At 71.4% G+C, this 15881-nt stretch carries 15 protein-coding genes; 5 read left to right on the forward strand and 10 right to left on the reverse strand.

Features of this window, described 5'->3' with window-relative positions; all coding sequences use genetic code 11:
- Window positions 1-7: 7 nt before the first annotated feature.
- Window positions 8-1420 (reverse strand): aminotransferase-like domain-containing protein, encoded by a 1413-nt coding sequence (locus NUG21_RS04600; RefSeq protein ID WP_263392408.1) that lies wholly within the window; start codon window positions 1418-1420, stop codon window positions 8-10.
- Window positions 1421-1527: 107 nt separating this feature from the next.
- Between NUG21_RS04600 and NUG21_RS04605 the strand changes: the two genes are divergently transcribed.
- Window positions 1528-2319 carry a PhzF family protein gene (locus NUG21_RS04605; protein WP_263392409.1) on the forward strand — a complete coding sequence of 264 codons (792 nt, stop codon included), beginning with the start codon at window positions 1528-1530 and terminating at the stop codon, window positions 2317-2319.
- On the forward strand, window positions 2316-3227 hold the full coding sequence (locus NUG21_RS04610; RefSeq protein WP_242082043.1) for a DMT family transporter: 912 nt from the start codon (window positions 2316-2318) through the stop codon (window positions 3225-3227). The genes NUG21_RS04605 and NUG21_RS04610 overlap by 4 nt, the downstream gene beginning before the upstream one ends.
- A gap of 61 nt (window positions 3228-3288) precedes the next feature.
- Here the strand turns inward: NUG21_RS04610 and NUG21_RS04615 are convergent, their stop codons facing one another.
- The 3 genes from NUG21_RS04615 to NUG21_RS04625 form a co-directional block, all read right to left on the reverse strand.
- Entirely contained in the window at window positions 3289-3627 is a 339-nt protein-coding gene (locus NUG21_RS04615) for a hypothetical protein (RefSeq protein ID WP_242160934.1), read from the reverse strand.
- Window positions 3628-3709: 82 nt separating this feature from the next.
- Complete coding sequence (locus tag NUG21_RS04620; RefSeq protein ID WP_263392410.1) at window positions 3710-4651, reverse strand: DegV family protein; 942 nt, start codon at window positions 4649-4651, stop codon at window positions 3710-3712.
- A gap of 47 nt (window positions 4652-4698) precedes the next feature.
- On the reverse strand, window positions 4699-5328 hold the full coding sequence (locus tag NUG21_RS04625; protein ID WP_242160936.1) for a 2-hydroxychromene-2-carboxylate isomerase: 630 nt from the start codon (window positions 5326-5328) through the stop codon (window positions 4699-4701).
- 317 nt (window positions 5329-5645) lie between these two features.
- Between NUG21_RS04625 and NUG21_RS04630 the strand changes: the two genes are divergently transcribed.
- Entirely contained in the window at window positions 5646-6479 is an 834-nt protein-coding gene (locus tag NUG21_RS04630) for a GH12 family glycosyl hydrolase domain-containing protein (protein ID WP_242160937.1), read from the forward strand.
- A gap of 208 nt (window positions 6480-6687) precedes the next feature.
- On the opposite strand, the gene NUG21_RS04635 is transcribed toward NUG21_RS04630, so the two are convergent.
- The 3 genes from NUG21_RS04635 to NUG21_RS04645 all read right to left on the reverse strand — a co-directional run bounded on the left by NUG21_RS04635 (window position 6688) and on the right by NUG21_RS04645 (window position 11156).
- Complete coding sequence (locus NUG21_RS04635; protein WP_263392411.1) at window positions 6688-8292, reverse strand: rhamnogalacturonan lyase B N-terminal domain-containing protein; 1605 nt, start codon at window positions 8290-8292, stop codon at window positions 6688-6690.
- A gap of 177 nt (window positions 8293-8469) precedes the next feature.
- Complete coding sequence (locus tag NUG21_RS04640) at window positions 8470-9759, reverse strand: amidohydrolase family protein (RefSeq protein ID WP_263392412.1); 1290 nt, start codon at window positions 9757-9759, stop codon at window positions 8470-8472.
- On the reverse strand, window positions 9756-11156 hold the full coding sequence (locus NUG21_RS04645) for an amidohydrolase (RefSeq protein ID WP_263392413.1): 1401 nt from the start codon (window positions 11154-11156) through the stop codon (window positions 9756-9758). The genes NUG21_RS04640 and NUG21_RS04645 overlap by 4 nt, the downstream gene beginning before the upstream one ends.
- Window positions 11157-11319: 163 nt before the next feature.
- Between NUG21_RS04645 and NUG21_RS04650 the strand changes: the two genes are divergently transcribed.
- On the forward strand, window positions 11320-11865 hold the full coding sequence (locus NUG21_RS04650) for a DUF924 family protein (RefSeq protein WP_160945382.1): 546 nt from the start codon (window positions 11320-11322) through the stop codon (window positions 11863-11865).
- A gap of 625 nt (window positions 11866-12490) precedes the next feature.
- Here the strand turns inward: NUG21_RS04650 and grxD are convergent.
- The gene (gene grxD, locus NUG21_RS04655; protein ID WP_263392414.1) at window positions 12491-13417 is read right to left on the reverse strand and encodes a Grx4 family monothiol glutaredoxin; all 927 of its coding nucleotides are present in this window, start codon (window positions 13415-13417) and stop codon (window positions 12491-12493) included.
- Window positions 13418-13459: 42 nt separating this feature from the next.
- Between grxD and NUG21_RS04660 the strand changes: the two genes are divergently transcribed.
- The gene (locus NUG21_RS04660; protein ID WP_263392415.1) at window positions 13460-14251 is read left to right on the forward strand and encodes a polysaccharide deacetylase family protein; all 792 of its coding nucleotides are present in this window, start codon (window positions 13460-13462) and stop codon (window positions 14249-14251) included.
- Window positions 14252-14559: 308 nt separating this feature from the next.
- Here the strand turns inward: NUG21_RS04660 and NUG21_RS04665 are convergent, their stop codons facing one another.
- Window positions 14560-14772, reverse strand: coding sequence for a hypothetical protein (locus NUG21_RS04665; protein WP_242082051.1), 213 nt, complete (start codon window positions 14770-14772; stop codon window positions 14560-14562).
- A gap of 382 nt (window positions 14773-15154) precedes the next feature.
- Window positions 15155-15826, reverse strand: coding sequence for a methyltransferase domain-containing protein (locus NUG21_RS04670; protein WP_263393030.1), 672 nt, complete (start codon window positions 15824-15826; stop codon window positions 15155-15157).
- Window positions 15827-15881: the final 55 nt, after the last annotated feature.

Genomic DNA, 15881 nt, shown 5'->3' on the forward strand with positions numbered 1-15881 from the left:
TCCGTTTTCAGCGCGACAGCCGCGCGGCCAACGTGCCGAGCCGGCGCATGGCCTGCTCCAAGGCGGGCGTCCAAGGCTGGCCGCAGCTCAGCCGCAGGTGGTCGGCGTAGTCGCCGCGGCTGGAGAACAGATGCCCGGGCGAGGTGCCGATGCCCTCGGCGAGGGCGGCCTCGAACAAGGCCTGGCCGCTGCCGGCGTCGGCCAGTTGCAGCCACAGCGACAGACCGCCGGCCGGGTCGCCGATGCGGGTGCCGGCCGGCCAGTGCCGCAGCACCGCCTCGCGCAGGCGCTGGCCGTTGTCGGCCAGGGTGCGGCGCAGCTTGCGCAGGTGCCGCTCCAGGTCGTGCCGTTCCAGGTAGTCGGCCAGGGCCAGTTGCGGCAGGCTGGCGCCGCCGATGGTGGAGAAGTACTTGGCGCGCACTAGCGTATCGGTCCAGGCGCCGCCGAGCAGCCAGCCCACGCGCAGGCCGGGCGCCAGCACCTTGGAGAAGGCGCCGCAGGTGATCACGTTGCCGTGGGTGTCGAAATGGCGCAGCGGCCGCGGGCGCTGTCCCGACCAGTCGAGTTCGCCATAGATGTCGTCCTCGATCACCACCGTGCCGTGGCGCGCGCAACTCTCCAGCAGGGCGCGCTTGGCCGCGTCCGGGGTGAGGCTGCCGAGCGGATTGTTGAAGTTCGGCACCAGCACCGCGGCGCGCGCCGGGGTGCGCTGCAGCAGTGCGTCCAGGCGTGCGGCGTCGATCCCCTGGCCCGGGCGGTTGGGCACTTCCAGCACCTTCAGCCGCAGCGCCGCCACCGCCTGCAGGATGCCGTGATAGGTCGGAGTCTCGACCAGCACCACGTCGCCGGGCGCGGTGAGGGTGCGCAGGGCCAGGCTGATCGCCTCCATCGCGCCGGCGGTTACCACCACCTCGTCGGCGGCCACGGCGGTGGCGCAATGCGCGTAGCGCTGCGCGATCTGCCGGCGCAGCGCGGCATGGCCCTGCGGCGGCGCGTAGTCGAGCGCGGCGCTGCGCTGGCGGCGCAATTGCCGCGCCAGTGCGCTGGCCAGGTGCGCGCCGGGCAGCAGCGCCGCGGCCGGCGTGGCGGTGTGCAGCGGCACCAGGTCCGAGCGCGCGAGCATGTCCAGCACGCCCTGCAGCGCCGGATTGGCGATCGCGCCCGGCGCACGCCGCCGGGTGGTGGCGCTTGCGCCGGTCGGTTGCGCTGTGGTCGCAGCACGCACGAAGTAGCCGGAGCGCGGGCGCGCCTGCACCCGGCCTTCGCGTTCCAGTTGCAGGCAGGCCTGCACCGCGGTGGCGGCGCTGATGCCGTGGCCGGCGGCCAATTGCCGGATCGACGGCAGGCGCTCGCCGGCGCGCAGCGTGCCCTGCGCGATCTGGTCGCGCAGCTGGCTGGCGAGCGCTTCGTACAGGCGCATGCGCCGGCCTCATCTGTATCGGTCGATTTGCAGCGTATCTGACTCTGTGCTGGTCGCCCAGCCCGGCGCACACTGGCCGTGTCCTATCCGATCCCGCGAGACCGCGCGTGCAGCTGCCGTTGTTCATCGTCGATGCGTTCACCAGCGTGCGGTTCCGCGGCAACCCGGCCGCGGTGGTGCCGCTGCAGGCGTGGTTGCCGGATGCGCTGATGCAGGCCATCGCCAGCGAGAACAATCTGTCGGAGACCGCGTTCTTCGTGCGCGAGGCCGATGGCGGGTTCGCGATCCGCTGGTTCTCGCCGCTGCGCGAAGTGGCGTTCTGCGGCCATGCCACCCTGGCCAGCGCCTTCGTCGTCGCCACCCAGGGCCTGGCGCCGCTGCCGTTGCGGTTCCGCGCCGCGGGTGTGGGCGAACTGGCGGTAGATCGCGAAGCCGACGGGCGCTTCGTCCTGCGCTTCCCGCACCAGGCGCCGACCGCGTTGGCGGCGGTGCCGCAGGCCCTCGCGCAGGCCCTGTCGATCGCGCCGCAGGCGGCGTACCACAACGCCCAGGCCTATATCGCCGTGTACGCGGACGAAGGCCAGGTGCGCGCGGTGGTGCCGGACCTGGTGCGGATGCTGGCGCTGGCGCCGCGCGATGTCGCGGTCACTGCGCCTGGCCGCGAGCACGATTTCGTCTCGCGCTATTTCTGGCCGGCCAACGGTGGTGCCGAGGATCCGGTCACCGGCTCGATCCACGCCGCGCTGGCGCCGCTGTGGGCGCAGCGGCTGGGCAAGCGCGACCTGCGTGCGTGGCAGGCCTCGGCGCGCGGCGGCGAGCTGGAGTGCCGGGTACTGCCGGACCACGTGCAGGTGCGCGGCGCGGCGGTGCAGTACCTGCACGGGAGCATCGCGCTGTGAGCGCGGCACCTGCGATATCGGCGGGTGCATCCCGGCGCGCGCTGTGGCAGTTGCTGCTGGCCGAGGTACTGATCGGCTCGGTCGGCGTGTTCGTGCACGAGAGCGGCCAGGACCCGGTGACCGCGGTGTTCTACCGCTGCTTGTTCGGCGCACTGTTCCTGACCGTGTGCGGCCTGCTCGGCGGACAGTTGCGCGGGCTGTGGCGCGAGCGCGCGCTGCTGCGCGACGCCGCGCTCAGCGGCGTGCTGCTGGTGCTCAACTGGGTGGCGCTGTTCGCCGGCATGGCGCGCTCGTCGATCGGCGTGGCGACCATGGTCTACCACGTGTTCCCGTTCGTCATGCTGATCCTGGCGGCATTGCTGCACGGCGAGCGCAGCCGCCGTGCCGACCTGGGCTGGACGCTGCTGGCCTTCGTCGGCGTGGCCTGTTCGGCCGACCCGCTGCGGCTGTGGTCCAGCGCCGACCGTGGCTACTTAGGCGGGATCGCGCTGACCCTGCTGGGCGCGCTGCTGTGCGGGGCGTCGTTGCTGATGTCGCGGCGGATCAGCCGAGAGCGGCCGCTGGCGGTGGTGACGGTGCAGTGCTGGGTCGGGGCGGCGATGCTGGCCGGCTTCTCCAGCAGCGTCGCGCTGCATCCCGGGCGGCACTGGTTCTGGCTGGTCGGCCTGGGGGTGATCCACAGCGGCGTGGTGTACGTGCTGTTCTACAGCGCCTACCGGCACCTGCATGTGGCAGCGATCGCGGTGGTCGCCTTCGTCTATCCGCTGGTGACGCTGCTGCTGGACTACCTGCTGTACGGCCACCGGCTGGTGCCGGTGCAATGGCTGGGCCTGGCGCTGATCGTGCTGGGCACGCTGGCGGTCAATCTGCGCTGGTCCTGGCCGCGCCGGGCGGTCGCCGCGTCCTAGCGCGGGCGCGGCAATACGGCCATGCGGCGGCCACCGCAGTGCGGTGGCCGTGCCGCCGGGCTCAGCGCACGTCGCGCAGTTCCCAGCCGCTGCCGGCGAGCAGGCGCAGGCGCTGCTTGAGGATGTCGCCGGGGACGCTGGTGGTGGCGGCCAGGTCGATGCGCAGATCGTCCTGGCGGCCGGTCACCCGTGCTGCCGGATCGGTCACGCCCAGGGCCGGATCGACCTCGTCCGGCTCCGGCTGCAGCGCGCGCCAGCGCTCGAACCAGGCCGGATCGCTCAGGGCGGCCTGCAGTTGTTCGGCGAAGGCGTCGGCGCCGTGCGCGGTGAAGCTCAGCGACGGATTACTGCCGCGGGCACGGGCGGGATCGGGCAGGCTGATCGAGTAGGTGACGGCCATGGGCATCTCTTGTGGGCGGTACGAAGCGGCGCAGCCTAGCAGAGCTGGCGGCGTGTCGTCGTCGACGCGGCCAAGGGGCGGATCAGCCGAAGCGCAGCGCCTCGCCGGCAAAGCCCAGCACCAGCGCGCCCTTGCCGACGTTGACCATGCCGGTCAGGCTCATCACGCTTTCCAGCAGGTCCACGCCCTGGCGCTCGCAGGCCTCGCGCAACGCCGCATAGCCGGGCAGGGCGTGCAGGTGCGCCAGCTCGCCGCCATAGCTCAGGCACAGCGTGGGCGTCATCAGCCCGCTGGCCACGCGCTTGGCGGCCAGACCGAACAGCGTCTGCACCGCGTGGTCGAAGCCCTTGAGCTTGGCCACCGGCGCGGTCTCGCCGCGATGGCAGTGCAGCACCGGCTTGATGTCCAGGGCCGAGCCGAGCGCGGCGCTGAGCAGGCCGACGCTGCGGTCGCCCTTGCTGCGCGCGCGGCTGCGCAGGTAGTACAGGTCGCGCGCGATCATGTAGCCATGGGTGTGCTCGGCCAGCGTTTCCAGCCGCTCGCGCATGGCCTGCACGCTGGCGCCATCGGTACGCAACCGCACCGCCTCGACGGCGACCACCGCCTGTGCGGCGAACAGGTTCTGGGTGTCGATCACCCGCAGCGCGAACGGCGAGGCATGACCGGCGGCCTGGCGGATCGGCTTGTAGTCGTTGAGGATGGCGAAGCCGGCCTGCTGCGCGTGATCGTGGATCGGGCTGCGGGTCTTGGCGATGGTCAGGCAGAACACGTGGTCGTAGTCGATGACCAGCCTGCCCAGGAACAGTTCGCGGATCTGCGCCACGCTGTACGGCACGGTCTCGGCCTCGGCGCCGTGCGCGCTGACCTGCGCGTGCAGGAACTCCAGCGTCGCCGCCTCGTCGCGGCGATCGGCGAGCACCGTGCCGCCGAGGCGCACGCTGATCGGCAACACCACCAGGTCGTGCGCTGCGATGTAGTCCTGCGGCAGATCGCAGGCGGAATCTACGACGATGCCGATGCGCATCCGCTGGATCTCCGGGATTGGGAAATGTCGAGGGACATGGCGGCCACTCAGGCGCCCCGCTGCACGGCGGCCGGTAGCGTCGCCAGGCGCGCCATCTCGCCGCGCTGCAGCAGCTGCGGGTCGGCCAGCACCGCCCGCATCAGCGCGTGCGCGTCGTTGCCCCACAGCAGGGTGTCGTCGATCTGCAGGGTCGGCACGCCGAATACGCCGGCCGCCAGCGCCTGCTCGGTGTTGGCGCGCAGTTGCGCCTTGACCCGGGCCTCGGCGGTGGCCGCGGCCACGTCGGCGATGCCCAGCGCCTGGCCGACCGGCGCCAGCGCCGCGGCGTCGTCGCCGGCGTGGCCGTCGCGCCACAGCCAGTCGAAGATCGCATCGATGGCCTGCGGCGTGGTGCCCGCAGCGACGCACAGGCGCAGCGCCGTCAGCGGGTTGAACGGATGCGCCGGCGGGAAGCGCAGCGGCACGCCCTGTTGCTGCGCCTGCCACTGCACGAAGCGGTAGGTGAACTCGCGCTTGTGCGGCACCTCGGCCGGCCCGCGCGCCTGCAACTGCGCCAGCACCGCACCGAACACGATCGGCACCGGCTGGATCCGGGCGAATTCCGGAAGCGTTTTCACCTGCTGCCAGTGCAGATAGGAAAACGGCGAGATGAAATCGAAGTACCAGCGCAATCGCATCGTGCTTCTCCGCAATGACCTCTCAGCTTATCGCGGCGCCGCGCGCGCGGCGACTGCACGCCTGTGCATGCTGCAGTGCGGGAGGCCGGTGCCGTGTGGGCGCGCGCAGACAGCGCGGCGTAGACGACGCGCGGGCGAGAATCTCGCCGGCACGAGATACCTGTGAAGCGCCCCACGCCCGCGCCCTGGATCGCGGTAGCGCTATTGCGTTGGCGCATGGCGTGCGCGGGTCTTGTCATAGCTCGCGGCGCGCACGCCTTGCTAGCGTCCGTCGCGGCAGCACTGTCGCTGCCCCTGCACGCTCAGGAGAGACCGCCATGCACGCTTCCGCTCCCGTTTCCGGCGCCGCTTCGCCGCGCTTTCCCGTCACGCTCGCACGGTCGTTGCGCGGCCGCACTCGGACCGTGCGCGCGCTGCTCGCCGCGGCCCTGCTCGCCGTCGCGCCGATGGCGCTGGCCGGTCCCTACCAGGTGTACGGCAACCAGTACGCCTGGGTGAACAACTTCAACGATCCCAACAACGTCATCCAGGGCACCTTCCACAGCGGCAGCACGCCGAGCATGACCGTGACCTTCAATTTCCCCAACGCGAGCCTGTACGGCTATCCGGCGATCCTGCGCGGCTCGCACTACGGCTTCAATCCCACTTCCGACCGCACCTTCCCGCGGCAGGTCTCGGCGCTGCGGTCATTGCCGGCGACCTTCGCCTACTCGTCCGGTGGCAGCAACCTGGGCGGCGATTTCGCCTACGACCTGTTCTTCCGCTGGGACAGCACGGTCTCCTCCAGCGCGATCCCGCAGACCGAAGTGATGATCTGGGGCGGCCACAACTCGTATCCGATCGGCACGCTCACCGCCAGCAACGTCATCAGCGCCGGCGGCTACACCTTCGATCTGTGGGAAGGCATGAACAGCGCCGCCGGCTACTACGTGTACACCTTCATTCCGCACAACACCGCCGGCCAGCCGACCCTGCCGAGCAACGGCAATCTCAACATCGACATCAAGCCATTCCTGACCTGGCTGCACAATCACCGCGCGCAGGACGGACGCTTCAGCAACGCGATGTACCTGCACGTGGTCGAGGCGGGCTTCGAGGTGGTGCGCGGCAACGGCTGGGCCTGGATCCAGGCCAACATCGGCGCCAACTGAGCCGCTGTAGGGCGCCGCCGGGCGCAGGGCGGCGGCGCCTTGCGCCGCGCCGCGTTGTGCCGGGCGGCGCGGGCGATCGGCAGGAACGCGTCGGCGTCGCCAGGCGGCACGCCGTGGCGCATGTCCTCGGCATCGTTGCCGGCGCGTTCCAGCCCGGTGCCAGCGTGCGCAGGCAAGCGGCGTCTCTCCAGCGCCTCACGGTGCCGCCTCACGGCGCGAGCAGTTGCACGCTGTCGAAGACCAGGCCGGGGCCGAGGAAGCCGTTGTCCGGCGTGCCCGACGCGACCTCGATGTCCAGCGTGTTGAGGCCGGCCTGCAGGGCGCTGGCGGGGATGTCGAACAGATACGCCGTGTTGTTGCCGCGATAGGTACCGCGGGTGATGCCGCGGCTATCCGGCTGCTCCGGGCGTGGCGGCACCGGCCCGTTCCAGCGCGCGTTCACCCGCAGCTGCGGACGGCCGCCGGCCTGGGTCAAGGTGACGAACAAGCGCAGGCGATAGGCGTGCACCTGGTCGCGGCCGAGCACGAAGGCGATGCGGGTGGGCGTGTTGACGCCGCGCCATTGCGCTGCCGGGAACGCGTCGAGAGGGTCGCGGCCCACGCGATACGTGAGCGGCCCCCACGGCGCCATGCGCCGGTCGGAAGGATGCGCGCTCGCCAGCAGCGCGGCGTTGCGGAAGCCGGCCGGCGTGCCATCGGGATCGCCGATCTGCCAGATCACCTGGCCCGGCAGCGGTACCGCGTGCAGCTCGGCCTGTGCGGTGGCCGCGGCATTGATCTGCACCGTGGCGTGGGCCACCTCCAGCTCGTTCTGGTACAGCGCGATGCGGTACGCGCCGGGGCGGATGCCGGCGATGCGGAAGCGGCCATCGGCGTCGGCCTTGGCCCAGTACTGCGCCTGCGCGTTGCGCAGGGCCACCACCGCCGGCTGCCCCACGGCGATGCCGTAGACCTGGCCGGCCACCGCGCCGCGCTCCGCTGCGCCCAGGAAGCCCTGCAGCCCCAGCGACGCGTCCACGAAGCGGAGGTCCGGCGGCACCTGCGCCGCCGCGCCGCACTGGCTGAACTGCAGCACGTACACGCCATGCAGGCCGCCGCGGTACGGTTCGGTCTGGGTGTGGTTGGAGAACATGTAGTTGTACAGCTCGTGGGTGCGCGCGGTCCGTTGCGTGGCGATGTCCTTGAAGAACGGCCCGCCGGCGCTGTGTTCGCGATCGCCCATCCACATCCGCACGGCGAGGCCGGGATCGCTGACGCCATGCACGGTGTCGTCGATCGCGCGCCGCGCCGAATAGAACTTGGAGCTGGTGCGGCCGTCGGGCAGCAGGAACACGTCCTTGCCTTCGATCGCGGTGCCGACGTTGGAATCCGGCTCGCGCTCGGCGTTAGGCAGCTTGGCCGCGTCGAGCCGGGCGATGAAGCGCAATTCGCCGACCGGCAGCAGGGTCGGTGCGTAGGTGGCCAGATAGATCGCGTCGCGTCCCTTGCGCGCCATGTAGTACTGCACCAGGTCGCCGGCGCTGGCCGAGACCACGATGGTGTCGCCGACGGTGCGTGCGGCGACGCTGGCGCTGCCCAGGCCCGAGGCGATCTGCGAGTGCTTGGCTTCCGGGCTCTCCAGTTCGACGCCGCGGTAGCGCATGGAGACCACGTCGCCGGTGCGCGCGTCCACGCTGAACTGCAGTTCGGCGCCGCTGTCGACGACGAAGCGTTCGCCGACCCGGGCGACGCCGAAGCGGCTGGCCCCGGCCCATGCGGGCGCTGCACTGGTCAGCGCGAACAGGCACAGCAGCAGGCGAGGCAGGCGGGGCATGGCGGTGCGCGCAAGGGCAAGCAGGCGCACAGCCTACTGCGCGCCGGTGCGCTGCCGGCTGTCGCCGACGCGCGCCGGTCGGGTGGCGCTCAGCCGCGCGCGGTTGAGCGCGCGGCGAAGTGCTGTCGCCGGGCAACGGCAGCGTCTGCACGCTGCCGTCTCCGCGTCCCCGGTGGGCTAGTGGGTGTAGGCCTTCGGCAGCGCGCCGCTGTGCTGCATGTAGCGGTCGCGCAGTTCGGTCTGCCGTGAGCGCATCGGGATGGCACGGCCGCCCAGCCAGACCTGCTCGGCGTAATGCGCCACGTCCAGCGGGTCGCCTTCCCACAGCACCAGGTCGGCGAGCTTGCCCGGGGCGATGCTGCCCAGGCGGTCGCCCACGCCAAAGGCCTCGGCCGGAACCCGGGTCAGGCCGGCCAGGGCGGCGTCCCACGGCAGCCCGTGGGCGACCGCGTTGCCGGCCAGTTGCCGCTGCTTGCGCGCGTTGTGCGCGCCGTCGCCGCCCTGGGTGAAGCTCACCGCCACGCCGGCGGCATTGAGGCGTGCGGCGTTTTCCAGGGTGGCGCCGATCTGGTCGAAGCTGGCCGGCAGGTCGTCCAGCGCGTTGACGAACACCGGCACCTGCGCCTTTGCCAGTTCCGGCGCCAGCTTCCAGGCCTCGTCGCCGCCGGCGATGGCGATGCGCACCTTCTCGCGCTGCGCCCAGCGCAGTAGCTGGCGGATGTCGGCGGCGCGGTTCACCGTCACCACGATGCGGCCCTGGCCGGCGAGGTAGCGCGCCAGCACCGCGCGGCCGGCCGGGGTCAGCAGCGCGTGCGGCGAGTCGGCGGGCATGCGCCCGCGGGCCTCGGCCACCAACTGGTCGAGCAACATCCACTGCGCCGCACGCGATTTGCCGCTCAGTTCCAGCGCATCGCTGCCCAGGTGCAGGTACAGCGCGCGCGGGCCGATCGGATCGGCGCCGCCGTCCAGGCGCATCACCGCACCCTGGCCGGCGACGAAGGCGCCGCCGGTGTTGGCGCCGAGCGCGGTGAAGCCGATGCCTTCCACGCGTGCGACCGGGATCAGCACCGATTCGGGGTTGTAGGCCAGGGTCACGTCGAACTCGGGACGCATCGGCTGGTCGTGCGGCAGGGTCAGCGTGCTGTCGACGGTGGAGGCCTCGCCGGAGACCTCCTCGATGCCGATCTCGGTGATGCCGCCGAACAGCGCCGGGGTCAGTGGCCGGCCCTTGGCTTCGACCACGGCGACGCCGGCCGGCGCGCTCAGGCCGGGGCCGACCGCGCGGATCATCCCGCCCTGGACCAGCACGTCGGCATTGGCGAGGGTGCCGCGGGCGCTGGCGGTGTGCACGGTGGCGCCGCGGATCAGCACGTCCTGGGCGACGCCGGGCGCGCTGCCGAGCAGCAGACAGGCGGCCAGCGCCAGGCGCTGCGCCAGGCGGTGCGGCGAAGATAGGGCGCGGCTCATGGGGCAGCCTCCTGACCAAGCATGAAATCGGAGGTGGGTTGCAGGCGGCGGTCGGCGCGGTCGTAGACCTGCGCGCCGTCGATGTAGACCTTGTCGGCCAGGGCGTAGGAGCTGAAGGGGTTGCCGTTCCACAGCACCACGTCGGCCATCTTGCCCGGCTCCAGCGAGCCGGTCTGCTTGTCGATGCCCAGCGCCTTGGCCGGATTGCTGGTCAGCCAGCGGATCGCGCGTTCGGGCGGGATGTCCATGCCGGCGCGGCGGCCGGCGGCCATCGCCTTGGCCGCTTCCTGGTTGAGCCGCTGGATGCCTTCCTCCGAGTCCGAATGCACGATCGCGCAGCCGTTGGCCGGGCGATCGACCAGGGCGATGTTCTCCTGGATGCCGTCGAAGGCCTCCATCTTGAAGCCCCACCAGTCCGCCCACAGCGCGCCGCAGACGTTCTCCTGGGCCAGGCGGTCGGCGATCTTGTAGGCCTCCACGCCATGATGGAAGGCGGCGATCTTGAAGCCGAATTCCTTGGCCAGGTCGAGCATGGTGGTCATCTCGTCGGCGCGGTAGCAGTGGATGTGTACGCGGATGTCGCCGTTGATGGCGCCGGCCAGGGTGTCCAGCTTCAGGTCGCGCTTGCCGCCGCTGTCGCCGCTGCTGTCGTTGTCGCCGGCACCGCGGCTCCACCAGTGGCGCTTGGGCGGGCTCTTCTGCTTCGGCGCGTTCTTGCGCAGGTATTCGCTGGCATCGATGAAGGCGGCGCGGTAGCCGGCGACGTTGCCCATGCGCGTGGACGGGCCGCCCTTCTCGCCGTAGACCCGCTTGGGGTTCTCGCCGCAGGCCATCTTCAGGCCCCACGGCGCGCCGGGGAACTTCATCGCCTGGTAGGTGGTGGCCGGCACGTTCTTCAACGTGACGCCGCGGCCGCCGACCAGGTTGGCCGAGCCGGGCAGCACCTGCAGCGCGGTGACGCCGCCGGCCAGCGCGGTGCCGAAGCCGGGATCCTGCGGCCAGATCGAATGCTCGGCCCACACGTTCGGGGTCACCGGCGCGGTGGCCTCGTTGCCGTCGCTGTGCGCGCTGACCCCCGGGCTGGGGTAGACGCCCAGGTGCGAGTGCACATCGATGATGCCGGGCGTGACCCACTTGCCGTGGCCGTCGATGCGGGTGGCGTTGGCCGGCGCGGCCAGCGCACGGCCGACCGCCTGCACGCGGCCGTCCTGCAGCAGCACGTCGGCATCGTCCAGGCGCTCGCCGGTGCCGGTGAGCACGGTGGCGTGTTCGATCAGCACCGGCACCGAGGGCAGCGCGCGGTAGGTGCTGGGATAGGGATCGTCGACGAAACGCGAGGCGGCAGCGGCCGGGCCGCACAACGCCACGCCAAGGCAGGCGAGCAACAGATGACGCATCGGATTTTCCCCGGAAGATGGACGCGGCCCTTGCGGCCGTGCCCGCACGCTAGCCCGAGCCGGCGCGCTTGCCAAGTGCGGGTGCGGCATGGGCGTGGTTTGATGCACCGGATCGCGACGCGAAACCTGGTATGCAGACCCATTCCCGCTCATGGACACTGCGATGACCGACACCCCCGCGCGCACCGTCGTGGACTTCTGGCGCAGCGCCGGCCGCGAACGCTGGTTCGCCGCCAACGACTCCTTCGACGCCAACGTCCGCCAGCACCTGCTGGACGCGCACCATGCCGCCGCGCGCGGCGAACGCGCCGACTGGCTGGCCGACGCCGAGAGCGCGCTGGCGCTGCTGCTGTTGCTCGACCAGGTGCCGCGCAACGTGTTCCGCGGCAGCGCCCACGCCTTCGCCACCGACGGCCTGGCCTGCCGCTACGCCGACCAGGCGCTGGCGGCCGGCTTCGATCAGCAGGCCGATGCGGAATTGCGGATGTTCTTCTACCTGCCCTATACGCATGCCGAGGACGCCGCGCGGCAGCGCCAGGCAGTGGAACTGTTCAGCGCGCTCGGCGACGCCGAGTCGCTGCAGTGGGCGGTGGTGCACGAGGACGTGATCCAACGCTTCGGCCGCTTCCCGCACCGCAATGCGGCGCTGGGGCGTACGACGACGCCGGAGGAGCAGGCGTTCCTGGATGCGGGTGGTTTTGCTGGTTGAGAGATGTCTGATTGAGAGAAGCTTGGTCGAGGGGGGCTACACGTTCAGCGCCTCATGCGCTTCGCGCTCCTTGTCGAACATCGTATCGCGGCGGCAATGCTTCGGCATCCGCGTCCAGCGCGCCTGGAGACAGCGGGCATGGTGTGGGAGCGAGTTCGATGGCGACGAGCGGAGCCACTGGCGCATTGGATCTCTCGCAGTCGGGACTGAAGTCCCTCCCACAGGGAGGCATCAGGCAGTGAGCACCGCCTTCCGCATTCACTCAGTGCTCGCACAGGAGACATGGGAGTCTGCTCCTTGTGGGAGCCGCTTCAGTCGCGACGAGCGGAGCCATCGGGCGCATCGGATCTCGTTGCAGTCTGGACTGAAGGCCCTCCCACAGCGGATTGCCGAAACTCGGTACTGCCGCCGGCACCTGCGCAAGACGCCAAGCGGTTTTGCCTCGGGTAGGAGCGGCTTCAGCCGCGACCGGGCGTTCCTGGTAAAGCCCGGTCGCGGCTGAAGCCGCTCCTACGCGTTTGCGTATTTGCGCGTTGTGGCGATCGCGGCGCGCGAAAAAAAGGGCGATCGTTCGATCGCCCCTTTCGACGTGTCCGCGCTGGAGGCGAACGACGTGGTCCCCGACTCAGTACTTCGGCACGCTGCCGTCGACCTGGTCGGTCCAGGCGTCGATGCCGCCGACCACGTTGTGCAGCTTGGTGAAGCCCAACGAACGGAAGTGCTCGGCTGCCTGCGCGCTGCGGCCGCCGCGGTGGCACAGGAAGGCCAGGGCGGTGTCCTTGGGCAGCGCTTCCAGTTGCGCGCGCTGCTCGCCGTCGAGGGTGCGGAACGGCACGTTGACCGACGCCACCGCGCGCTCCTCCGGCGGACGCACGTCCACCAGGATCACGCTGCCGGCGCGCACCTGGTCGTCGGCGTCGCGCGGGCTGAGGTCCTGCACCGGCTTGGGCGCGTTGGGATTGTCGATGGCCAGGCCACGGCCGCGCATGTCGTCCACCCAGTCGATGGTGATGCCGTCGGCGCGGCGCGCGCTGCCCAGGTCGAACTGCACGCGCAGGCCGTTGGACTCGGCGGCGATGGCGTTGGGATCGGTCGGCGCCAGCTGGAAGTTCGGCTGGAACTGCGCGTCGATCGCCAGCGCCAGGCTCGCGCCCGGGGCGTCGGCCAGCGCGCCGCGCAGCATCTCGGCGGCGGCATCGGTGATGGTGATCGACGGCGGGGTGCGGTCCGGCGCCGGCACGCCGAGCAGTTCGCTCAGCTCGCCGCTGCCGGCCATCTGCAGGATGATGTCGCTGCCGCCGATCAGCTCGCCGTCCACGTACAGCTGCGGGATGGTCGGCCAGTCGCCGTAGACCTTGATGCCCTCGCGGATGTCCTGGTCGGCCAGCACGTTGACGTGGGCGAAGTCGACGCCGAGCTCGTTCAGCGCGCCCACCGCCTTGGCGGAGAATCCGCACTGCGGCATGCCCGGCTGGCCTTTCATGAACAGCACGACGCGGTTGGAGCTGAGCAGCGTTTCGATACGGGAGCGCAGGGCGGGGTCGAGGGACATGGCAGCAGTCGTCGCAGAGTCGGACCGGTCATTCTACGCCGCATGGCATCATGGGGCATGACAGTTCCGGAAACGCTGCATCGCATCCCGCGCCACCCGTACCGCTGGCTGCCCTGGGCGCTGGCCTCGCAGGTGTTGGTGGCGGTGCTGTGGTGGGCCTGCGGCTGGCACGTCGGGTTGCCGGCGCTGCTGCTGTCGCACGCGGCGCTGGTGCTGCCGGTGTTCCTGCCGCGGGCGCGGCTGTACGCGCCGGTGCTGGACCGCCTGCCCGGCACCGCGCCGCGGGTGTGGCTGACCATCGACGACGGCCCCTCCGACGACACCGCGGCGATCCTGGACCTGCTCGACCGCCATCAGGCCAAGGCCACCTTCTTCCTGGTCGGCGCCCGCGCCGCCGCGCGCCCGCAGCTGGTGCGCGAGATCCTGCGCCGCGGCCACGGCATCGGCAACCACAGCCAGCATCACCCGCAGGCCTGGTTCTGGGCGCTGGGGCCGCGGCGCATGGCCAAGGAGATCGGCCAGGCGCAGCAGACGCTGGCCGCGATCGCCGGCACCGCGCCGCGCTGGTACCGCTCGGTGGTGGGCATGACCAACCCCTTCGTCGCCGCGCCGCTGCGCCGGCATGGCCTGACCCGGGTGGCCTGGAGCGCGCGCGGCTTCGACGGGGTGCGCTGCGACCCCGCGGTCACCGTCGCGCGCATCGCCCGCGACCTGCGCCCCGGCGCCATCGTGCTGCTGCACGAGGGCGCGGCGCACGGACACAATCCGGCGATCGTGGAGGGCGTGTTGCAGGCGGTGCAGGCGCGCGGATTGCAGACGACCTGCCCGACCTGATGCGCGATCGCTGCCGGTCGCGTGCCGGCATGGCGCGCGGCCGTGCTGCAGGCGACTGCCTGGCCCCGATTCCCGATCGAGATCGCGCGTCTCCACGCGAGGATCGGGCGCAACCGCCAGCAAGCCCGTCGGGCAGGCCGCATCGGTTTTGTCGGCGCGATCACAGCGTCGCCGGCGCACCCACGAAGGTCATGGCGCTGCGCCGACGCTTCCCGATGCAATCCAGGCGCGGACGCAGCACGTCCGCGGAGATCCAGTCGGCATCGCAACGCGATGGGCCGTCGCGCCTGCGGGCGCATGCCAAGGCGTCAAGCCCTGCGCTTGTAGCAGCGCACCTCCCAGCCGTCCCGCCGCGCGGTGACGAAGCAGTCGTAGCCGGCCGCATGCTGTTCGTCGAAGTATCGGTGCATGGCGCCGCGGTCGCTGAAGCGGCGCCGGCTGTCCGCGGTCTCGCGCCACGGCGCCAAGCCGATCGCTGCGGCCGCGCGCCGTAGCCGGCGTAACAGTGTCGCACCCTTCATGTGCTTCTTCGCCGGATCCCTGGCTGGTTGCGCCGACTATGGCACAGCCGACGCGTCCAACCGGCGGCCGACACGGGCGGTCTGTTGCTCTCTGTGATCGATTGCGCGCATTGGCGGCGCCGCATCCGCCGTGCCGCGCCGCCGACCTGGCCGCCGAGCGTTCAGGCATGCGCATCCCGGCACCTTGCGGCCCGTGCGCCAGGGCCGCGCAGGCGGCCACGGCGTGCGCGCAATGCGCATTACCGGAAAGCCCGCTGTCGCACACGCACCACGGGGCTGCGGCACCAAGCAGCCGAGGCACCGTACGCGATCACGACCATGATCGGCCTAGGAGCGCTTCAGCTGCGACCGCGGCGCTGCCAACCGCCGGCGCGCGGTCGCCTCAACGCGGCTCGGCGACGATCAGCCAGTTGTTGAACGGCGTGTTGCCGTACAGCGGCGCGAAGCTGGCGCGCAGGCCGGCGGCGTCGAGCTGGGCCTGCAGGCTGTCGCGGGTGGGGTAGGCCTTGGGCAGCTCCTGCATCCAGCCGGCCAGGTGCGCCAGCACGTCGGTGATGCGGCTGGTGCGGCCGCGGCCGCTGGTATCGCCCAGGCCGCTGCGGATCACCAGCTTGGCGCCGGGCGTGAGCATCCGCGCCACGCTGCGGATCAGGTTGGACTGCATGTCGCGGTCCAGGTACTGCAGTACGTCCAGGATCGCGACGCTGCCGTGATGCTCGGGCCACGACTGGCCCAGGTCGACCACCGCGAACTGCGTGTCCTGCAGCCCGTTGCGCGCAGCGATGGCGCCGGCGCGGCGGATCTTGGCCGCATCGATGTCCACGCCGTGGTAGCGCTGGCGCTGGCCGTCGGCGCGCAGCGCGTGCGCGAGCAGGCCCAGCCCGCAGCCCAGGTCCAGCACCGGCGCGTCGGTGCCGCGCAGCGCGGCGAGCACGCCGGGATACAGCGGATCGGTGCGCAGCTTGGTGCGCGTGTAGTAGTAGTCGTAGCGATTGCCCAGCGGATGCGTGGGCAGGAAGGCGCGGGCGATGGCCAGGGCCTGCGGGCGGGTCATGGGCTGGGTGGTGCTGGCGTCGCGCAATGTCGGTCCTTGGCAGCGGGCGTCGTGT

Origin of the sequence: Xanthomonas sp. CFBP 8445 (assembly GCF_025666235.1) — a bacterium.
Classification (GTDB): domain Bacteria; phylum Pseudomonadota; class Gammaproteobacteria; order Xanthomonadales; family Xanthomonadaceae; genus Xanthomonas_A; species Xanthomonas_A indica.

What these genes read in the sequence shown, in the direction of transcription:
- NUG21_RS04640 (WP_263392412.1), bottom strand. Translation starts at nt 9,759, where the DNA reads ATGAGCCGCGCCCTATCTTCGCCGCACCGCCTGGCGCAGCGCCTGGCG.
- NUG21_RS04660 (WP_263392415.1), top strand. Translation starts at nt 13,460, where the DNA reads ATGGCATCATGGGGCATGACAGTTCCGGAAACGCTGCATCGCATCCCG.
- NUG21_RS04630 (WP_242160937.1), top strand. Translation starts at nt 5,646, where the DNA reads ATGCACGCTTCCGCTCCCGTTTCCGGCGCCGCTTCGCCGCGCTTTCCC.
- NUG21_RS04625 (WP_242160936.1), bottom strand. Translation starts at nt 5,328, where the DNA reads ATGCGATTGCGCTGGTACTTCGATTTCATCTCGCCGTTTTCCTATCTG.
- NUG21_RS04615 (WP_242160934.1), bottom strand. Translation starts at nt 3,627, where the DNA reads ATGGCCGTCACCTACTCGATCAGCCTGCCCGATCCCGCCCGTGCCCGC.
- NUG21_RS04645 (WP_263392413.1), bottom strand. Translation starts at nt 11,156, where the DNA reads ATGCGTCATCTGTTGCTCGCCTGCCTTGGCGTGGCGTTGTGCGGCCCG.
- NUG21_RS04665 (WP_242082051.1), bottom strand. Translation starts at nt 14,772, where the DNA reads ATGAAGGGTGCGACACTGTTACGCCGGCTACGGCGCGCGGCCGCAGCG.
- grxD (WP_263392414.1), bottom strand. Translation starts at nt 13,417, where the DNA reads ATGTCCCTCGACCCCGCCCTGCGCTCCCGTATCGAAACGCTGCTCAGC.
- NUG21_RS04650 (WP_160945382.1), top strand. Translation starts at nt 11,320, where the DNA reads ATGACCGACACCCCCGCGCGCACCGTCGTGGACTTCTGGCGCAGCGCC.
- NUG21_RS04670 (WP_263393030.1), bottom strand. Translation starts at nt 15,826, where the DNA reads ATGACCCGCCCGCAGGCCCTGGCCATCGCCCGCGCCTTCCTGCCCACG.
- NUG21_RS04620 (WP_263392410.1), bottom strand. Translation starts at nt 4,651, where the DNA reads ATGCGCATCGGCATCGTCGTAGATTCCGCCTGCGATCTGCCGCAGGAC.
- NUG21_RS04635 (WP_263392411.1), bottom strand. Translation starts at nt 8,292, where the DNA reads ATGCCCCGCCTGCCTCGCCTGCTGCTGTGCCTGTTCGCGCTGACCAGT.
- NUG21_RS04600 (WP_263392408.1), bottom strand. Translation starts at nt 1,420, where the DNA reads ATGCGCCTGTACGAAGCGCTCGCCAGCCAGCTGCGCGACCAGATCGCG.